General features: G+C 58.7%; 20 protein-coding genes, 1 tRNA gene and 1 pseudogene. 5 read left to right on the top strand and 17 right to left on the bottom strand.

The annotated features are described in order from the left end of the window. Positions 1–190: 190 nt before the first annotated feature. The 5 genes from ACZZ0D_RS22630 to ACZZ0D_RS22610 form a co-directional block, all read right to left on the bottom strand. Positions 191–1,426: a methyltransferase gene (locus ACZZ0D_RS22630; RefSeq protein WP_463554328.1), complete on the bottom strand. Its 1,236-nt coding sequence runs from the start codon at positions 1,424–1,426 to the stop codon at positions 191–193. Next, positions 1,407–2,096 carry an ABC transporter permease gene (locus ACZZ0D_RS22625; RefSeq protein ID WP_463554327.1) on the bottom strand — a complete coding sequence of 230 codons (690 nt, stop codon included), beginning with the start codon at positions 2,094–2,096 and terminating at the stop codon, positions 1,407–1,409. The genes ACZZ0D_RS22630 and ACZZ0D_RS22625 overlap by 20 nt, the downstream gene beginning before the upstream one ends. Further along, positions 2,097–2,789, bottom strand: coding sequence for an ABC transporter permease (locus tag ACZZ0D_RS22620; RefSeq protein WP_007909165.1), 693 nt, complete (start codon positions 2,787–2,789; stop codon positions 2,097–2,099). It abuts the gene before it with no gap. A 78-nt stretch (positions 2,790–2,867) separates the two neighbouring features. After that, positions 2,868–3,617, bottom strand: coding sequence for an ABC transporter substrate-binding protein (locus ACZZ0D_RS22615; protein ID WP_463554326.1), 750 nt, complete (start codon positions 3,615–3,617; stop codon positions 2,868–2,870). 13 nt (positions 3,618–3,630) lie between these two features. Further along, positions 3,631–4,404, bottom strand: a complete 774-nt coding sequence (locus tag ACZZ0D_RS22610; RefSeq protein WP_053116575.1) for an ABC transporter ATP-binding protein — start codon at positions 4,402–4,404, stop codon at positions 3,631–3,633. Between the two features lie 554 nt (positions 4,405–4,958). Here ACZZ0D_RS22610 and gabP point away from each other — a divergent pair. Then, positions 4,959–6,350: a GABA permease gene (gabP, locus tag ACZZ0D_RS22605; RefSeq protein ID WP_053116576.1), complete on the top strand. Its 1,392-nt coding sequence runs from the start codon at positions 4,959–4,961 to the stop codon at positions 6,348–6,350. A gap of 70 nt (positions 6,351–6,420) precedes the next feature. On the opposite strand, the gene ACZZ0D_RS22600 is transcribed toward gabP, so the two are convergent. From ACZZ0D_RS22600 to ACZZ0D_RS22545, 12 genes and pseudogenes are all read right to left on the bottom strand, one after another. Next, positions 6,421–6,873 carry a hypothetical protein gene (locus ACZZ0D_RS22600; protein WP_008080542.1) on the bottom strand — a complete coding sequence of 151 codons (453 nt, stop codon included), beginning with the start codon at positions 6,871–6,873 and terminating at the stop codon, positions 6,421–6,423. A 6-nt stretch (positions 6,874–6,879) separates the two neighbouring features. Continuing rightward, complete coding sequence (locus ACZZ0D_RS22595; protein ID WP_053116577.1) at positions 6,880–7,293, bottom strand: hypothetical protein; 414 nt, start codon at positions 7,291–7,293, stop codon at positions 6,880–6,882. Between the two features lie 28 nt (positions 7,294–7,321). Continuing rightward, a complete protein-coding gene (locus tag ACZZ0D_RS22590) occupies positions 7,322–8,296 on the bottom strand; it encodes an alpha/beta hydrolase family protein (protein ID WP_463554325.1) in 975 nt (324 codons plus the stop codon). Positions 8,297–8,364: 68 nt separating this feature from the next. Beyond that, the gene (locus ACZZ0D_RS22585; RefSeq protein ID WP_282356697.1) at positions 8,365–9,423 is read right to left on the bottom strand and encodes a PDDEXK nuclease domain-containing protein; all 1,059 of its coding nucleotides are present in this window, start codon (positions 9,421–9,423) and stop codon (positions 8,365–8,367) included. Positions 9,424–9,598: 175 nt separating this feature from the next. Continuing rightward, positions 9,599–9,940, bottom strand: coding sequence for a hypothetical protein (locus ACZZ0D_RS22580; protein WP_463554324.1), 342 nt, complete (start codon positions 9,938–9,940; stop codon positions 9,599–9,601). A 235-nt stretch (positions 9,941–10,175) separates the two neighbouring features. Beyond that, complete coding sequence (locus tag ACZZ0D_RS22575; protein WP_463554323.1) at positions 10,176–10,592, bottom strand: hypothetical protein; 417 nt, start codon at positions 10,590–10,592, stop codon at positions 10,176–10,178. Positions 10,593–10,602: 10 nt separating this feature from the next. Continuing rightward, a complete protein-coding gene (locus ACZZ0D_RS22570) occupies positions 10,603–11,064 on the bottom strand; it encodes a Panacea domain-containing protein (RefSeq protein WP_463554322.1) in 462 nt (153 codons plus the stop codon). Positions 11,065–11,398: 334 nt separating this feature from the next. Further along, a tRNA-Phe gene (locus ACZZ0D_RS22565) sits at positions 11,399–11,474 on the bottom strand. A 103-nt stretch (positions 11,475–11,577) separates the two neighbouring features. Beyond that, positions 11,578–11,850, bottom strand: coding sequence for an oxidative damage protection protein (locus tag ACZZ0D_RS22560; RefSeq protein ID WP_053116583.1), 273 nt, complete (start codon positions 11,848–11,850; stop codon positions 11,578–11,580). Next, positions 11,847–12,914 (bottom strand): A/G-specific adenine glycosylase, encoded by a 1,068-nt coding sequence (mutY, locus tag ACZZ0D_RS22555; RefSeq protein WP_053116584.1) that lies wholly within the window; start codon positions 12,912–12,914, stop codon positions 11,847–11,849. The genes ACZZ0D_RS22560 and mutY overlap by 4 nt, the downstream gene beginning before the upstream one ends. Beyond that, positions 12,911–15,133 carry an AsmA family protein gene (locus tag ACZZ0D_RS22550; RefSeq protein ID WP_463554321.1) on the bottom strand — a complete coding sequence of 741 codons (2,223 nt, stop codon included), beginning with the start codon at positions 15,131–15,133 and terminating at the stop codon, positions 12,911–12,913. Before ACZZ0D_RS22550 ends, mutY begins: the two co-directional genes overlap by 4 nt. A 78-nt stretch (positions 15,134–15,211) precedes the next feature. Further along, positions 15,212–15,352 (bottom strand): annotated as a pseudogene (locus ACZZ0D_RS22545) (aspartate 1-decarboxylase autocleavage activator PanM); the annotation flags it as partial. Positions 15,353–15,658: 306 nt separating this feature from the next. On the opposite strand from ACZZ0D_RS22545, the gene ACZZ0D_RS22540 reads away from it, so the two are divergent. The 4 genes from ACZZ0D_RS22540 to ACZZ0D_RS22525 all read left to right on the top strand — a co-directional run bounded on the left by ACZZ0D_RS22540 (position 15,659) and on the right by ACZZ0D_RS22525 (position 19,080). Next, positions 15,659–17,323: an OFA family MFS transporter gene (locus ACZZ0D_RS22540; RefSeq protein WP_463554320.1), complete on the top strand. Its 1,665-nt coding sequence runs from the start codon at positions 15,659–15,661 to the stop codon at positions 17,321–17,323. A 264-nt stretch (positions 17,324–17,587) separates the two neighbouring features. Then, on the top strand, positions 17,588–18,181 hold the full coding sequence (gene hisB / locus ACZZ0D_RS22535; RefSeq protein WP_042557195.1) for an imidazoleglycerol-phosphate dehydratase HisB: 594 nt from the start codon (positions 17,588–17,590) through the stop codon (positions 18,179–18,181). Beyond that, on the top strand, positions 18,181–18,819 hold the full coding sequence (gene hisH, locus ACZZ0D_RS22530) for an imidazole glycerol phosphate synthase subunit HisH (RefSeq protein WP_075947168.1): 639 nt from the start codon (positions 18,181–18,183) through the stop codon (positions 18,817–18,819). The genes hisB and hisH overlap by 1 nt, the downstream gene beginning before the upstream one ends. Beyond that, complete coding sequence (locus ACZZ0D_RS22525) at positions 18,820–19,080, top strand: DUF2164 domain-containing protein (RefSeq protein WP_053116588.1); 261 nt, start codon at positions 18,820–18,822, stop codon at positions 19,078–19,080. Positions 19,081–19,085 lie beyond the last annotated feature (5 nt).

Genomic DNA, 19,085 nt, shown 5'->3' with positions numbered 1-19,085 from the left:
TGAGTGGCCTGACTACTCGCTTAGGCCGGTTTTTGTGGACGCGTTCTCATTTTGTTCGCAAATCCCTGTTTTATCGGTTTTTTCTTTATGTGAACAAAAAATGACCAGAGCTGTTTCAGCACCGAAACAGGCGTGGATATTGGATTCGAGTAAAATCCATCAACAGAGTTATCCACAGGCTGGCGGTGGTTTATTCGCGTTCGGCCAACAACAGGAAATTGCGCGGAGTCAGCGCTGATTCGCAGAAAGTGCCGAGGCGTACGGCGTATCCCTGTTCGGTGAGGAAAAGTGCCCGATCGAGGTTCAGCCAAAGCTCCAGTGGTCGTCGGAATAATCCGCGCAGCAACTCCAGGTTGCGCACTTCGGCCAATCGTTGCCATCCCGCCGCTTCCAGTGCGGCCCAATCTGGCGTGCCGACTGTGGATAACTCTTTGAGATCGGCCAGATCGCAGCAGTAATCGGCGAACGGTTTGTCCAGCCAAGCGCTGGGCAGGGAGGGCGTTGGCAAGTATTCGTCGACGCCGCGCACTTGCCGTTGCAGCAGGTCGAAAGCAAGGCGACGGGCCATTGAGGTGTCGCGCTGACGTCGGACGCGTGCACCGGCGGTGACGGTTTCGCTCATCGGCAGCGCCAGATCTTCCAGCGAGAGCTGTAGGAGCGATAACAGTCCGGCGTGGGACAACGGCTGATACTCGCTGCGGCTGATGCGGTTGTAGCAGCAAGGCGCGATCGCCATTTGCTGGCAACCTGCGGTGCTGGCCAGTTGCATCAAGCGCACATGCAGATCACCGCAGGCGTGAAGGGCGACGGGCGTGTGATTCGCGCTCAATACGGCAGAGGCGTCCGCCGCCAGTACATCCTGTTCCACGTGCAAAGCGTGCAGATGATGACGCTGACTCAACGCCTGTCCGCTGGCGACCAATTGAGGATCATATTCAACGCAAGTCAGTTGCTGCTCGGAGCCCAACAAGCGTCGCCCCAAATGACCCTTGCCCGAACACCAATCCAGCCAATGCTTCGGCTGCGAAGCAAAGGACAAACGACTGGCAAACGCCTCGATCTGCTGGCACTTGCGCCCCGGTACATCGACATTCAAGCGATGCCCCGCAGCTTCCAGCGCATGTTCCGGCAACTCGCCAACCACATTCAACTCAGCCGACAACGCCGCCAATGAAGCGAACGGCTCCGGCGCATCAGCAAGATCAGCAGGGTGGTTATGAGCGTTTTCCGCGTCGTCCAGCGACCGTCCGCGTAGCCACGAGGACAATTCCGGGTAGGACGCTTCCCAAGCAAGCGAAAGATGGGTGAACGGTCGAGGTTTCCACAGCGCCTGATGCTCAATCAAAAAAGCATCCAGCGCGGTGAAGCGGGCGAGTAAGTCCTCGCCCGTCAGCACGTAGGAAGAATCAACGCCCTTGGCAGGCATCGACGCGCAGCCAGCGCTCCAGCAGCTTGAAGCCGCGCACGAGCACGTAAGCCATCAGCAGATAGAACACGCCCGCCGCGAAGAAGATCTCCACCGGCAGATAGGTGCGCGCAATGATCGTGCGCGCCATACCGGTGAGTTCCAGCAGGGTCACGGTGCTGGCCAGCGCGCTGGCCTTGAGCATCAGGATCACTTCGTTGCTGTAGGCCGGCAGGCCGATGCGCGCCGCGCGCGGGAGGATGATGTAGAACATCGCTTTCGGCTTGGACATGCCCAAGGCTCGCGCCGCTTCGATCTCGCCCGGCGGAATCGCCTGAATCGCCCCGCGCAGGATCTCGGCGATGTACGCCGCCGTGTGCAGGGTCATGGTCACCGTGGCGCACCAGAACGGATCGCGCAGATACGGCCACAACGCGCTTTCACGTACCGCGTCGAACTGCGCCAGGCCGTAATAAACCAGGAACAGCTGAACCAGCAATGGCGTGCCACGGAAAAAGAAGATGTAGGCGTAAGGCAGCGAGCGCACGTACCACAGCTTCGAAGAGCGGGCGATGCCCAGCGGAATTGCCAGCAGCAGGCCAGCGAGTACCGCGATGGCTACCAGCTCCAGGGTCAGGGTCGCGCCCTGCGCCAGTTTCGGCAGCCACTTGATGATGACTTCCCAGTTCATTTAAGCGCTCCTCGCAAAGCCGCGAGCGGCGCGTTTTTCCAGGAAGTGCATGCCGGTCATCGCCAGCACGGTCAGGCCCAGGTACATGATCGCGGCGACCATATAGAAGGTGAACGGTTGTTTCGACACGGTCACGCCGATTTGCGCGTGACGCATGATTTCTTCCAGGCCGATCACCGAGACCAGCGCGGTGTCTTTCATCAGGATCATGAACAGATTGCCCAGGCCGGGCAGGGCGATACGCCACATCTGCGGCATGATCAGCCGGGTGAAGATCCGCCATTTCGACAGGCCCAGGGCCTGGCCGGCCTCACGGTGGCCTTTGGGGATGGCGAGAATCGCACCACGAAACACTTCCGTGGCGTAAGCGCCGAAGCACAGGCCGAGGGCGATGACACCGGCGGCGAAGGCATTGAGTTGCAGGTCGGGGTTGCCGAAGAACTCACCGAGGGCGCGCATCAGGTTGACCGTACCGAAGTAGATCAACAATACCCAGAGCAATTCCGGGACGCCGCGCACGAGGGTCGAATAAGTGCCGCCAAGCCATTGCAGCGGCTTGTACGGGGAAGTCTTGGCCAAGGCGCCGAGCAGACCGAGCACCAGTCCCAGGCACAGGGCCGTGAGGGCCAGTTGGACGGTCATCAGCGCGCCGGCAGCGAGGGCCGGGCCGAATCCGTAGAGGTCGATAATCATGGAATTCTGTTCAAATTGCGGCAGGCAAAGTCGGGAGCCGGCGCCGTTGCATCACGGCGCCAGTCCCACAGGTCAGGATCAGTAGATGCTGAACGGGAAGTACTTGTCGTTGATCTTCTTGTAGGTACCGTCGGCGACGATTTCCTTCAGGGCAGCGTTCAACTTCTCACGCAGTGGGTCGCCTTTACGCACAGCGATGCCGATCTTGTCGCTTTCTACGACCGGGTCACCTTTGAACTCGTAGTTCTTGCCGGCGTCGCTTTTCAGCCAGTCGTAGTTGGCGTACTTGTCGGCGAGGATCGCGTCGACACGACCGGAGGTCAGGTCGAGGTAGGCGTTTTCCTGGGTGTCGTAGAGGCTGACTTTGATGTCATCGGCGTAGGTGTCTTCCAGCCAGGTACCGGCCAGGGTTGCACGCTGAGTACCGATGGTCTTGCCTTTCAGCGAGTCCTTGTCGGTTTTGAAGTCGACGTTTTTCGGTGCGATGAACTGCAGCTTGTTCGAGTAGTACGGGTCGGTGAAGTCGACCGCGCCTTTGCGCTCTTCGGTGATCGACAGCGAGGAGATCAGGAAGTCGAACTTCTTCGCGTTCAGGGCCGGAATGATGCCGTCCCAGTCGGACGTGACCACGCTGCACTCGACTTTCATCTTCGCGCACAGAGCGTCGCCGATGTCTTTGTCGAAGCCGACCACGTTGCCGCTGGCGTCTTTGTTGTTGAACGGCGGGTAAGCCGCTTCGATGCCCATCTTCAGGGTTTCAGCCATGGCACCGGCGCTGAACGCGAGGGTGACGGCGGCGGCCAGGAAGACCTTCTTGAAATTCTGCATGCATGTTGCTCCGTTAGCGGTTGCTGGACATGAATTGTTTGCAGCGCGCCGAAAGCGGGTTTTCGAACACCTGCTGAGGCGATCCTTGCTCTTCTATCAGGCCCTGATGAAGGAACACCACTTCGCTGGAGACCTGACGGGCGAAGCCCATTTCGTGGGTCACCAGCAGCATGGTGCGGCCTTCTTCGGCCAATGCGCGGATAACACTAAGTACTTCCTGAACCATTTCCGGGTCAAGCGCCGAGGTGGGCTCGTCGAACAGGATTACTTTCGGTTGCATCGCCAGCGTGCGGGCAATCGCCGCGCGTTGTTGCTGACCGCCGGACAATTGCGCCGGGTACGCATGGCGTTTGTCGGAGATGCCGACCTTGGCCAGCAGCGCTTCGGCGACTTCGATCGCTTCAGCTTTGCTCTGACCGAGCACGCGACGCGGGGCCTCGATGATGTTGTCGAGGATGCTCATGTGCGGCCACAGATTAAAGTTTTGAAACACAAAACCAATCTCGGAGCGCAGGCGGTTGATCTGTTTGCCGTCGGCGGCAACCAGTTCGCCATTCTTGGCGGCCTTGAGCTTGAGTTCTTCACCGGCCACCAGAATCTGGCCCTGATGCGGGTTTTCCAGCAGGTTGATGCAACGCAGGAACGTGGACTTGCCGGAACCGGAGGAACCGAGGATCGAGATCACATCGCCGTCGCGGGCGGTCAGCGAGATGCCTTTGAGCACCTCAAGCTGTCCGTAGCGTTTGTGCAGGTTGCGGATTTCAAGCGCGGGCGTGGCCTCAGCCATGTGCGTTCCTCATATATGTTGCGCTCCAGCTGTTGGGTGGCCTTCCTGGCGAGGCGGCCAAGCTAGCATAGCGTTTCAATGGCAGCCAACAGCGCTACGAGCGGTTAACGGGTGGCAGGTGGCAGGTTGTCGCATCGGCACAGCAGACTGTCGCCCCATCAACAACCGAACGGGTGTTTGATCGTGCAAACCCGTGGGTGTCGCGTAAAAAAAGGCGCGATGTTGCCAGCTTTGGCGGGGTGTTGGAAGCGCTATCCGGCCGAACGTACAGGTTTCGCTCTTTTATTGTGCATCCCACACTTTTTCAGTGTGTTTCTGGTGCGCTGATTTGTCTTGAAAGTGAGTCGCAGGGTAACGTTCTGGCGAATAGCCATTAATCTCAAGGACTTGCGATGACCGTCCGGTCGCACGCAAAGCCGCGATCCAGAAGACTTTGAAACATTTTGGCGCATTTATTGCGTGCAGAATCCGGAACGCCCTGTTGGTTTCTTTTTACGAGAAAGAACACACCAGACAGGACGGACTGAATCGCTTTCCTCGCAAAGGTAGTTTCGATGAGCAGTACCCCAAGCTCCAATGGCCTTGAACAAGGGCTCAAACCGCGTCATGTGACCATGTTGTCGATCGCCGGTGTGATCGGCGCCGGTCTGTTCGTTGGCTCCGGCCACGCCATCGCTGCCGCCGGCCCTGCCGTGCTGCTGGCTTACGCCGCCGCCGGTACCCTGGTGGTGTTAGTGATGCGCATGCTCGGCGAAATGGCTGTTGCCTCGCCGGACACCGGTTCGTTCTCGACTTACGCCGACCGTGCCATCGGGCACTGGGCCGGTTTCACCATCGGCTGGTTGTACTGGTGGTTCTGGGTATTGGTGATTCCGCTGGAAGCCAATGCCGCCGCGACCATCCTCCACGCATGGTTCCCGGGCGTAGGCATCTGGGCTTTCGCACTGATCATCACCATGTTGCTCACGGTCACCAACCTGTTCAGCGTGAAGAATTACGGCGAGTTCGAATTCTGGTTTGCGCTGATTAAAGTGCTGGCGATCATCGGCTTTATCGGCCTTGGCCTTGCCGCCATTTTTGGCTTCCTGCCGAACAGCCAGGTCAGCGGTGTGTCGCACCTGTTCGACAGCGGCGGCTTCCTGCCGAACGGCATGGGCGCGGTGCTGGGTGCAATCCTGACCACCATGTTCTCCTTCATGGGTACCGAGATCGTGACCATCGCGGCCGCGGAATCGAAGAACCCGGGCAAGCAAATCTCCAAGGCCACCAACTCGGTGATCTGGCGGATCGGCTTGTTCTATCTCGTGTCGATCTTCATCGTTGTGGCCTTGGTGCCGTGGAACGATCCTACGCTGGCCAACCTCGGTTCCTACCAGACCGTGCTTGAGCGCATGGGCATTCCTAACGCGAAAATGATCGTCGACATCGTCGTTCTGGTCGCGGTGACCAGCTGCCTGAACTCAGCGCTCTACACCTCGTCGCGCATGCTCTTCTCCCTCGGCAAGCGTGGCGATGCCCCGGCCATGTCGACCCGCACCAACAAAAGCGGCACGCCTTACTGGGCGGTGATGTTGTCGACTGGCGCAGCGTTCCTCTGCACGTTCGCCAACTACGTGGCCCCGGCCGCCGTGTTCGAGTTCCTGCTGGCCAGCTCCGGCGCGATCGCACTGTTGGTGTACCTGGTAATCGCCTTCTCGCAACTGCGTATGCGCAAACAGCGCATGGCACGCGGCGAGAAAATCGTCTTCAGCATGTGGCTGTTCCCGGGCCTGACCTACGCGGTGATCATCTTCATCGTCGCGGCCCTGACGATCATGCTGTTCCAGGAAGCGCATCGCGTGGAGATCCTCGCGACTGGCCTGCTGAGCCTGATGGTGGTGGCTGCCGGTCTGCTGGTCGCACGCCGTCGCAAGCTGGAAAAACGTGGCGCGGTGGTGTTGAACTGATCCGTAACGCGTAATGCAAAACGGCCGCTGTCAGTGATGACTAGCGGCCGTTTTTGTTTTTGAGCGATGTTTATTCGCTCTTGTCTTCCTGTGCTTCCACCGACTTGCCATAAGCATCCAGCGCAACCCCGAAATCGGTGATGAACTGTGGCTCGCTCAGCCAGGCCTGGGCTTCTTCGATCGTTACGCCTTCGGCCCACATGCGGTAGTCGATCAGCATGTCGGCGGCCAGGTGAGTGGCGGCCATGCCTTCGTTGTCGGCGTTTTCCATGTCCAGCAGTTCAGGATGATCAACGATGACGAACGCCAGTTCGCGCAGCAGGGTCAGCAGCATTTCGTTGCGGCTGATGGCTTCGGCGTCGCGCATTTTGCTGAACATCGCCAGGACGTATTCCGGCACCGGCTCGGCGAGGTGGTCGAGGTCTTCGTCCTGTTCCAGTGGCTTGCGGCCGACCATACGGATTTGTTTGGCTTTTGCCTTGGCGCGTTTGGCGCGTTTCTGTTGCTTGTTCAGGGATGCCATGGGAGCTCAGTTCTTCTGTTGGGTGTTTGCGGCGATCGCGTCGGACGCCGCCACATAGTCGGCCTGGAAGGCCGGTGATTCGATCCATGCCAGCGCGCCGGCCTCGTCGGTTTCCTGCGACCACTGGCGATACTCGATCAGCGCGGCGAGGATGAAGTCCATCGCGCCTTCTTCGCCTTCCTGCTCGTAAACCAGTTCCAGCAGCGGGTCTTCGAGGAAGGCGGTGCACAGGGCTTGCTGGCTGATCTTCTCGGCGTCGATCATTTTCTTGAACAGCTCGGTCAGATCCACCGATTCGAAGTCGATGCGGTCGTCGTTTGGATCCAGCTCGACCGGCGCTTCAGCGCGTTTGGTGCGGTTCTGCTTGGCCTTGGCTTTGGCCCGGGTGGCGCGTTTTTGCTGCTTGTTGGCGGAGGCCATGATGTGTTCCGTCGTGCGTTGAGAGGGCTCAGCTGCGCGGGACTTGCCGCCCCGGTGTGTCGGGGGCCAGTGCGCCGGTTTGCAGCCAGGTCAGAGCGATGGGCCATAGTGTGGCTTGGTATGCGCTGCGAAAAAAGGCGAAATGTCCGACTTGTTGTTCGCCGATGTCTTGCGGCTCGATGCGCAGGTGGGTTTTTGAAGCGTTGCTGAAGTAGCCGAGCAGGCGTTCGATGGCCGCAATCGTGCCGTAGGGATCGTCGCTGATGCTGATGGCCAGCGTCTGCGCGCGGACATTGGCGAAGGGCAGGGTGCCGGTTTTTTTCATCAGTGCGCGACCGCTTGGGCGCTCTTCGAATCGCGGGGCAGGCGTGCTCCAGTCGCGCACGACGCCCGTCGGTGTGTCTTCCAGCCAGCCGAAGCGTTTGCCGGGGAAGTAGCCGCAGAACAGGGTCATCAACGGCATCAGCAGATGCCATTTGCCAAACATGCGCCAGCGATGCTCGGGTGCGTAATCTCGCCAGTAGGCAAACTGCGCGCCGACAGTGACCAACCGTCGGATAACTCGCCCGGATTCAGCCAACCCCGCCGCGCAACCGCCAAAACTGTGCCCGACCACGTCAATCGGCTGACCGGGAAACTCACGTTGCGCACGCTTGAGCATCGCCTCGAAATCCAGCGCGCCCCAATCAGTCCACGAAGCGTTCAGGCCTTTGATCGAAGCCTGTCGCGATTCGCCGATGCCGCGGTAGTCGTAGGTAATGACGTCGAAGCCATTGGCGAACAGATAGGCGGCGAATCGCGAGTAGTGGCGGCAGCGCACGGAGGTGGCGGCGTTGATGATGACCACCGGGCGCTGGGCATCGGGGGATGTGTGACGCCAGGTGAAACCGCCCAGCACGTACCCGTCGGCGGCCGATTCTTTGAAAGGCTCGCTTTGAGCAGTATTCAAAATCGGCGACCTTGACTGCACATCCTGCGTTGCGGGCATGTCCTGACAGCTCATGACTCTCGACCTTGACGGGTAAGCTGCCAACGATAGTCTCCGCGCCGCCTGGGAACAATCCGTAGGGTTTATTCAGTGGATTGAGTCAGCATGCGTTCTTCGATCAAGGCCTGTTCGCGATTGAGTTCTGCGCGCAACTCTTCTTCACTCGGCAATATCGTTTTGTAACTGCTGGCGAACAGTTGTTCGTTGCCTTTGAGCATTGAATAACGCGCCACCGAATCGTTGCTTTCGGCAGACAAAATTATCCCGACTGTCGGCTTGTCGCCCTCGCTGCGCATCAGCTCGTCGTACATGCGCACATACATGTCCATCTGCCCGACATCGCGGGCGCTGAGCTTGCCGCGTTTGAGATCGATGATCACAAAGCATTTGAGCAGGTAGTTGTAGAACACCAGATCGATGTACAGATCGACGCCGTCGGTACTGATGCGTTGCTGGCGAGCAACGAAGGAAAAGCCTTTGCCCAGTTCGAGCAGAAAACCCTGCAGGTGATCGATGAGAGCCTGTTCGAGACTGCTTTCCCTGACCTTGCCGGCTGAGGGCAGGCCGAGAAACTCGAGCATGACCGGATCGCGAATGAATTCACGCGGATTACATTTCATCGCTTCGATGTTGGTGGTGGCTTCTTCGATCACGTCGGCTTTGTCTCGACTCATGAGGAGCCGCTCGTAGTAGAGGGTGAGAATCTGGCGATCGAGGGCGCGGCTTGACCAGTTCAGATTGGCGCACTCGTCCATGTACCAATGCCGCGCTTTTTCATTGTTCACTCCCAACAGCCTACGGTAGTGAGTCCAGCTCAATTCGGAACGCACTGCGTTCCAAATTGGAAACAGCTGATAAAAGCTGCGCATGTAGCGCAGATTACGTTCATCAAACCCTTTACCAAACTGCGCCGTCAGATCCTTCGCCAGCAAGGCAAGCAACTGCTTGCCATAGCCCGCACGCTGGGCGCCCTGTTGCTCAAACTCAACGATATGCCGGCCGATCTGCCAGCAGGTCTGCACTTGAATCGTATCAACCGCTCGCAGCACTTTTTGCCGTGCCTGACGAATCAACTCGCCAAGCTCCCCCAGCAATGAATCGATTTTCGGGTCTTGCGTGTCAGCAGGTTTTAACTGGCTCATCGGGTCTTCCGCTTCATTGTGATCAGACGCAAAAGCATGCCCGGCGTCGCCGTTTGAGTATGTCGGGAGAGACGGTGAAATCCGCAGGAAGAGGCGATTGGTCGTGCAGGACGCTGCCGAGGAAAAGGACGTTGGCGGGCAGGGTCTGTAGTCCATTTCATACGAACGCCAAGTGCTAGCGGTATTTACGTCGGGCCCTGCTAGCGGGTTTGCCGATACGCGTCAGTCGATGCCACGCCACACCTGCGACCAGCAGCAATCCGCCGAAAAAGCCTTCAAAAATGATATGAAACCAGTACGCGCCCGGTTGCCCGGCGAGGGTGTAGACCTTGGCCGGCCCGCCGCGAGTGACGGTGGTGATGGTGTCGTGAATCAAGCCGTCGATGACCGAGTAGCACAGCAGCGCGCCGGTGCTGATCAGAAACACGCTGATCATGATCGCCAGTCCTCTCGACACCAGGCTTTCCTGAGGTGGCGGCGGATGGGGCAGGGGGATGCGAGTGCGTTTCTGGTTCATCGCGGGGATGACCCTCTTCCGTAAGGGGCGGCTACGGTAGCGCGGATCACAGCCGATGGAAAAGCGCCGACATTGAAAACGCACTGCGCAATGTTGAGTTGGTCGATGGCTCATTGGGCGGCTGAAATGGAAAAAACCTGCGATCTCTGGGGATCGCGGGTTTTTCATGGTTGAGGCGCAGTGTTCTTCAGTTTCTTTGAACTGAACGATCAAATCGTCATTGCTACTGATTTGCTTAAGGGTAAAGGCAGTGGCCGGGGTCGAGCCAAACCACATAAAAGACATGATCCAAGAAAAATCCGTGAACTCTGCCGTGGGCATTACTGCTGACGGAAAACTGGTAGGGAGGGCTTCCTCTAAGCTGTTCATTCAAGGCTTGAAAACCTTCAGGCTCAGAGGTTGTGTTCCAGACAATGGGATGTGCGCGAAGGGAGTTGGAGCGGCCAGAGTGTATTTCTTGAACAGTAAAATCACTCACCGCTGAAAGCCGTTCAATGACCTTGCAGAAATAGGCTGCTTCGCATTGTGAGTAGCGGAATTTTTTATGATCCCTTTCGATGTGCCTGAAGGAAAAACTGATGCGCTTCTGAGGATCCGGCGATCCCGCGCGCATTCTTCCAGGTCTGATGAGGCTTCCTGCCTTCATACCCATAACTGCTTCCTTAACCTGCTTTTGACATCTCTGTATAAAACAGCCGAGTCAGGCCCTTGTCGATATTGGATGTGCAGGTTGCGTCTGGAGGCAAATCACCTCGTGCCGCTTTCCATGGCTGTTCTTGATGAGTGAGCTGCTCAAGCTCGTAACCCGAGAGGCCACCGAAAACTTTGTAGACCTCATCAAGAAAAGTCTTAATTTTTTCTGATAGCTCAGGCAGCTGAATTTCTTGAGAGATTGGATTCCAGCGGTAGTGATTGAACCTGAAGTAGACCTCGCGCAGAACCGGGCCGTGTACCCAGGCTTCAAAATGTTCTGGAACCAGCTCCTCTCCATCGTTCAAAACCATGTGCCAAGCGTCAGCGTAAAACATCAGCTTTTGTAGCTTTAGGGGTGTCAGCACGTCGCCATGTTCCTTGGCGAACCACAGCAGGTAGTCTGCGACTCCATTTGCAGTGCAAGCAGCCATAAGGCCTCCTGGGAAATTATGTAAAGCGCGGCAGCGATCATCGACCGCCGTGAAGCGCCGTCAATGTGGTGGCGGTTGACGGCGTTTTTGGAGTTTAGGTAGAAACGACCAATCGATCTACCTACCCATCAGCGGTTATCAGGGGGGGGGGCAGGGCGATTTCCAAGAGCTGTTGCGAAAAGCTCCGCGGTGGGCTTGGCGTACAGGCGCCAGGCTGCCTGTATTTCTTGGAAAACCGTTTTTGTTATTTGATATGACATGGCACGAATTGAGCGATCGCCAAATCGCAGACATAAAAAAACCCTGAATCTTGCGATTCAGGGTTTTCGGTATTTGGTGCCCAGAGACGGAATCGAACCGCCGACACGGGGATTTTCAATCCCCTGCTCTACCGACTGAGCTATCTGGGCAACGGGGCGCATTAAAAGGGTTTTTCGGATTTACGTCAACGACTTTTTTAAAATTTCTTAAATTAATTCCGTCGCTTACGATCCGACCCCCGATTTCCGGGGTTTACTCTGCAGGTGGAACGTAGCCTTCGGCTTGAGCGTATTCCTCGCCGGAGAAGTACTTGTCCATTTCGCCCTGAAGATATTTGCGGTCTTCGGCGTTCATCATGTTCAAACGCTTTTCATTGATCAGCAGGGTCTGGTGTTTCTGCCAGTCGGCCCAAGCCTTGGCCGAGACGTGGTCAAAAATATCCTGACCTTTAGCGCCCGGGAAAGGGGCGCGTTCCAGCGCGGGCAGTTCTTCTTTGTATTTGCGGCACATTACGGTGCGGGTCATGGCGACTCTCCTGCATTCAAGACGGCGGCCGCGCGTTCGAGCAAGGTTTTGACCGGGGCAGCGAGGCCCAGGCGCGGCGGGGTGGCGAGGTTATACCAGAGCCAGTCGGCCTCGGCCACGTGATGGGCGGCCTCCTGTACCTGAACCAGCCAGGGTTCGATGGACAGCTGGAAATGGCTGAACGTGTGGACAAGGCTCGGCAGCGCCTGCTGCTCGCCCATGGTCAGCGCGTGCTGGTCGGCGAGGTGCTGCAGGTCGTCGAGGTCGTCGAGTTCCGGAAGGCTCCACAAACCGCCCCACAAACCGCTCGAGGGGCGACGGTAAAGCAGAATCGCGCCGTCGCCGTTGGCGAGCATCGGCATCAGCGTGCGCTTCTGCGGGATGGCTTTGCGCGGCTTGGGAATCGGATAGCGGGTTTCGAGGCCGAGCATGTGCGCTTCGCAACCGCGCTCCAGCGGGCACAGCAGGCAACTCGGCTTGCTGCGCGTGCAGAGTGTGGCGCCGAGATCCATCATCGCCTGGGTGTAGGCGTTGACCCGATCGTGCGGCGTAAAGCGCTCAGCGTTGGCCCATAGCTGTTTGGCGACCTTCGGCTCGCCGGGGTAGCCCTCTTGCGCAGTAAAACGCGCCAGCACGCGTTTGACGTTGCCGTCGAGGATCGGCGCGCGCAGGCCCATGCTGATGCTGGCGATCGCGCCGGCAGTGGACAGGCCGATGCCCGGCAAATCCGTAAGCTTTTCGACGTCGCGCGGAAACTCGCCACCGTACTGGCTGACGACGATCTTCGCGGTCTTCTGCAAATTGCGCGCGCGGGTGTAGTAACCCAGGCCAGTCCACAAGTGCAGCACCTCGTCTTCCGGCGCTTCGGCCAGCGCTTCGACCGTCGGCAGCGCGGCCATGAAACGGTCGAAGTAATTGAGCACGGTGCTGACCTGAGTCTGCTGCAACATGATCTCCGACACCCACACCCGATACGGGTTGATGTCCTGCTGCCAAGGCAAATCGTGGCGGCCGTGGCGGTCGAACCAATCCAGCACCGCCGTGGAAAACTGCTCCGCTCTCATCGCTTGAACAGCCCCTTCAATGCGTTTTTCAATTCCGGGCTGACCTTGTCACCGAGTTTCTCGTCGATCTTGTCGCTGAGCTTGTCGCCAGCCAGTTTGGTCGCGACCTGACCGAGTCGATCATTGTCGACGCGGCAGGCTTTCGCGCCCAGCTCCAGCGGGCCACGGCAGCGCAGCGGCCACTCGATGCCGACGAATTTTTCGCCGACCTGACAGGCTGGATCCGGCATCGCACTGGTGTCACCTTCGACGATGATGCCGACGCGATAGTCCATGCCGAGCACGCGCAAATCGATGTCGCCGTCACCGTTGACGGTCATGCCGGGGATGCGCACTTTCAGATCGGGGTTGCTGGCGACGCCGTTGCGGAAGGTCAGGTTGCCCTTGAGTTCCTGGAACGGCGTGTCTTTGCCGCGTGGCTCGCCGCTGAGGGTTTTGCGGTTGAGTGTGGCGATGCCTTTGCACAATTGCTGTTCAAGGTTGGCGTTGAGCAGCACGCCGTTATTGATCACGAAACTGGCGTTGCCGTTGAGGCTTTCGATCAGCGCTTGCTGGCTGTTGCCGTTGCCGGTGACGTTACTGGTGAGGGTAATCAAACCTTTCACCGGCGGATTCTTGCCTTGGCTTTCGAGGATTTTATCGACCGGCACGCGATTGAGCTTGGTCTGCAAATTCAGCACGGGTGCGGTTTGGCGGACATCAAGGGTGCCATTGGCGGCGAAGTTGCCGTTGTACAAGTCGCCGCTCAGGTTGGTCAGGGTCAGCAGGCCGCCCTGGCCGGTGGCTTTCAGTGCGGCGTTCTGGATCGGCAATTTGTCGAGGGTCAGTTGGCCGAAGGTCAGATCGGCGTCCACATCGAGCTTGGCCAGACGTTCCACCGGCAGCAGGCGATCGGTGCTCCACGCGGTTTTGGTCGGCTTGTCCGGCAGCGGCGTACTGCCGGCGCCGGCCATGGCATCGGCTTCGGTGCTGGCGACTTCGGCCTGACGCACTTGCGTGGCGTTCGCGGCTTTTTCCGATTTCGGCGGCAGGTAGCGGTCGACGTTGAAGGTGTCAGCCTTGAGGATCGCGCGCAGCGATTGCTTGGCGAAATCCTCGACGGCGATGCGGCCGCTGAAGCTGCTGTCGTCGACTTTCAGGTTGATGTTGTCGAACGCGACGCTGGTTGGCGTGGCGGCAATGCGGCTGACCAGTTCGACTTTGCTCAGGCTGCCGGCGGCCATCGCTGGAAGTGTCTGGCCGATGCTGTCGACGAATTTCGCCAGATCGAACTGAGCGATGGACAGGCCGCCAGTGATCTGCGGGGTTTTATCGAGATCGTTGGCTTTCAGTTCGCCCAAGGCGCGCAATTGGTTGGCGGAGATCTTGATCCCCGTCCATTCGGCGACGTTCGCGGCTTTATCCAGCGAAACCTGACCTTGAGCCGAGAAGGTCATGGCCTTGCCTTGCAGCGGATCGCCCGTCAGTTCGCCGGACAATTTCATGTCTTCGAACCTGTAGCGTTGTAGCGCGCGCTCGATGCGCAATTCGCCGTTCAGCTCGGTGCGCACCCGCAGCATCGGCTGATTGGTGCTGAGGAAAGCGGTGGCCTTCAACGGAATATTGGTCGAATCGTGAACCGCGCCGGTGCTCAACTGGATGCTTTCGGCGCTGAACTGCTTGCCGGTCTTCTCGTCGTTGTATTCAACGCGGGCGTTGTTGACGGTCAGGCTGTCGATGTCGAGGCGGATTGGTTGCGGTGGTTTTTCCGCTGCTGGCGGGGTTTCGCTGGCCGGTTGATTGGCTGCGACAGGCGGCGTTGCACCGGCAGGCTGCGGCAGCTTGCCAATGTCTTCCCAGTTGCCATGACCGTCCTTGTCGCGGTTCAGGCGCAGGTTCAGGCCTTCGACGCGCACGTCGCTCATCTGCACTTCACGGCGCAGCAGCGGCAGCACACGCACGGACAGGCCGAGCATCTGCAAGTCGGCAAACGGTTCGGCCGGTTTGATCAGGGTGGCGACGCTGGCCTCGTGCAATTCCAGGCCGAGCCACGGGAACAGGCTCCAGCCGATATCGCCATTGAGCGTCAGCTCGATGTGGGCCTTGTCGCGGGCTATCTGGCGGATCTCGTCTTTATAGTCGTTGGGATCGAAGAGGTGGGTCAGGGCAAAGCCTGCCGCCACGATGATCAGCAACAGCCCGAGAAGTACCAGACCCAGGATTTTGCCGAACGCTTTCATGGGCGAGTCCTTGTAATTAGTCGAATTCGTAATTTAGCCGGGGAGTATAGCGCTGCAAATGCCCGGTTCGGTGTGGCGTCATGTTGCCAGTACCTCCAGCGGCACGTGCAACTTCGCCGCGATGGCCAGAGCTTCAGGATGTCCGGCAGGTGCCAGCAGGCGCAGTTCGGCCCCCGCTTGCGACGCCATTTTCTGCGCTTGGTTCACCCGTCGTTCAGCAAAAATCGCCCCGTGTTGGAGCTGCGGAACGCTGCGATCTTTTGATGTTTATCAAAAACAGGATCAAAAGATCGCAGCCTTCGGCAGCTCCTACACAGGTGTAGAGATCAGATGACATGAAAAAGGTGATATCAGTTTGGTTTTTCTGTCACTTGCAAATGGTAACCTTCGCCCCGTTCGTCCGTCCCTCTGCGACTTAACGTCGCGCCTTCAAGGAGCTTCACCCAAAAAACGGTCATGCCTGCGTGCATAAGGCCGAGGGTGAACAGTGGCTGGCGAACCATACTAATAATTGGGGGATACACAATGAGCACGAGCATTACGGCGGACGGCCTCAGCGCCGCCCAGCCTGCGTTCCTCTCCAAGGAGCGCATCATCGCCAAGCCCGGTTTCAACCGCTGGCTGGTACCACCGGCCGCTCTGGCCATTCACCTGTGCATCGGCATGGCGTACGGCTTCTCGGTGTTCTGGTTGCCGCTGTCCAAGGCGCTGGGCGTCACCGCGCCAGTGACTTGCGCGCCGGACATGAGCTTCATCGCGCAGGTTTTCTCTTCGCAATGCGACTGGCCGATCTCGATGCTCGGCTGGATCTACACGCTGTTCTTCATCTTCCTCGGCTGCTCGGCAGCGATCTGGGGTGGCTGGCTGGAGCACGCTGGCCCGCGCAAGGCTGGCGTGGTATCGGCACTGTGCTGGTGCGGCGGTCTGCTGATCTCGGCGCTGGGTATTTATACCCACCAGATCTGGCTGATGTGGATTGGCTCGGGCGTGATCGGAGGTATCGGTCTCGGTCTGGGCTACATCTCGCCGGTCTCGACCCTGATCAAGTGGTTCCCGGACAAGCGCGGCATGGCGACCGGCATGGCGATCATGGGCTTCGGTGGCGGCGCGATGGTCGGTGCACCGTTGGCGACCGCGCTGATGAGCCACTTCGGCTCGGCTGAAGGCGTTGGCGTCTGGCAGAGCTTCGTGGCCATGGCCGCGATCTACTTTGTGTTCATGATCGGTGGCGCTCTGTCGTACCGCGTGCCGCCAACCGGCTGGAAACCTGAAGGCTGGACTGCGCCGGCGAAGAAAGCCGCGAACGCGATGATCACCAATCGTCACGTGCACGTGAATGTGGCGTGGAAAACCCCGCAATTCCGTCTGGTCTGGCTGGTACTGTGCCTGAACGTTTCTGCCGGTATCGGCATCCTCGGCATGGCGTCGCCACTGTTGCAGGAAGTGTTCGGCGGCAAGCTGCTGGGCGTTGATGTGCCGTTTGGCCAACTCGATGCTGGGCAGTTGGCTTCGATCGCTGCGATCGCTGCAGGCTTCACCGGTTTGCTGAGCCTGTTCAACATCGGTGGTCGTTTCTTCTGGGCTTCGTTCTCGGACTACCTGGGCCGCAAAAACACCTACTTCGTGTTCTTCGCCCTGGGTTTTGCCCTGTACGCGCTGATTCCGAACATGGGCCATTTGGGCAACGTTGCGCTGTTCGTGGCGGCGTTCTGCATCATTCTGTCGATGTACGGCGGTGGTTTCGCGACGGTTCCAGCGTATCTGGCTGACCTGTTCGGTACGCAAATGGTTGGCGCGATCCACGGTCGTCTGCTGACTGCCTGGGCGGCGGCTGGCGTGCTCGGCCCGGTGCTGGTGAACTACCTGCGTGAGTATCAGCTGAGCATCGGCGTTGAACGCGCTGCCGCTTACGACATCACCTTGTACATCCTCGCCGGCCTGCTGGTGTTGGGCTTCCTGTGCAACATGCTGGTTCGTCCGGTGGCCGAGAAGTACTTCATGACCGACGCTGAACTGGCCGCCGAACAGGCGCTGGGTCACGACAAAGGTGCTGATGCCAGCACGGTTCTGGAGTGGAAAGCCGCGCCGGGCAGCAAGCCGCTGGCGATTGCTGCGTGGTTGGCCGTGGGTATTCCGTTGGCGTGGGGTGTGTGGGTAACCCTGCAGAAAACGGCGGTACTGTTTCACTAAGTAAAAACGCAGTACCCCTGTAGGAGTGAGCCTGCTCGCGATAGCGGTCTGACAGTCACAGAAATGTTGACTGTGAGGCCCTCATCGCGAGCAGGCTCACTCCCACATTTGTTTTTGCAGTGCCTGTAATGGCTTGTATGGACATGTCTACCCGCGACAGCCGGGCGTTCTATCCGTCAGCCATATCACCTCTCGTGTTTCTGTTTACGCCCCGCGTGCCTATAATGGCTGCCTTTTTCGCCCAATGATTTTGCGGAGCTGGTGATGGCCGAACGTAAGGCTTCTGTCGAGCGCGACACTCTGGAAACCCAGATCAAAGCCTCGATCAACCTTGATGGCACCGGAAAGGCCCGATTCGATATCGGTGTTCCTTTTCTTGAGCACATGCTGGATCAGATCGCCCGTCACGGGTTGATCGACCTGGATATTGAATGCAAGGGCGATTTGCATATCGACGACCACCATACGGTGGAAGACGTCGGTATCACCCTCGGCCAGGCATTTGCCAAAGCCATCGGCGATAAAAAAGGCATCCGTCGCTACGGTCATGCTTACGTGCCGCTCGATGAAGCGCTGTCGCGCGTGGTGATCGATTTCTCCGGTCGTCCAGGCCTGCAGATGCACGTGCCGTACACCCGCGCCACCGTCGGTGGTTTCGACGTTGACCTGTTCCAGGAATTCTTCCAGGGCTTCGTCAACCATGCGTTGGTCAGCATGCACATCGACAACCTGCGTGGCACCAACACCCACCACCAGATCGAAACCGTGTTCAAGGCTTTCGGCCGCGCGCTGCGCATGGCCGTCGAGCTGGATGAGCGCATGGCCGGGCAAATGCCATCGACCAAAGGCGTTCTGTAATGCAGACGGTTGCAGTAATCGATTACGGCATGGGCAACCTGCACTCGGTGGCCAAGGCCCTCGAACACGTCGGTGCCGGCAAGGTGTTGATCACCAGCGATGCCAACGTGATTCGCGAAGCTGACCGCGTGGTGTTTCCCGGTGTTGGCGCGATTCGCGACTGCATGGCAGAGATCCGTCGCCTCGGTTTCGACTCGCTGGTGCGCGAAGTCAGTCAGGATCGTCCGTTCCTCGGCATCTGTGTCGGCATGCAAGCCTTGCTCGACACCAGCGAAGAGAACGATGGCGTCGACTGCATCGGCCTGTTCCCGGGCGCGGTGAAGTTCTTCGGCAAAGACCTGCATGAAGACGGCGAGCACCTGAAAGTCCCGCACATGGGCTGGAACGAAGTGCAGCAGAAGGTCAGCCACCCGCTGTGGCATGACATTCCGGACATGGCGCGTTTCTACTTCGTGCACAGCTACTACATCGCTGCCGCCAACGCGCGGCAAGTGGTCGGTGGCGGTCATTACGGTGTCGATTTCGCTGCGGCGCTGGCCGATGGCTCGCGCTTCGCCGTGCAGTTCCACCCGGAGAAAAGCCATACCCATGGCCTGCAGTTGCTGCAGAACTTCGCTGCGTGGGACGGTCGCTGGTAAATGGCCGCCAAGAAAACCAAACCGCCGATTCTGACCCTCACTCCCGAACAGGAGAACGAGGCCAATCGCAAGATTCAGCGGTTCATGGAAGACCGTTTCGAACTCGATCTGGGATCGTTCGAAGCGGGGGAAATTCTTGAGCTGTTTACCCGCGAAATTGCTCCGCACTATTACAACAGGGCGATTTTCGATGTGCAGACCCATCTCAAAGAGCGGTTTGAAAGCATCGAAAGCGACCTGTGGGCGCTCGAGAAAAACTGATTTCC

This window comes from Pseudomonas sp. AC193 (assembly GCF_979258075.1).
The sequence above is the reverse complement of the archived record's forward strand: the minus strand, read 5'-3'. Positions and strand labels throughout refer to the sequence as shown.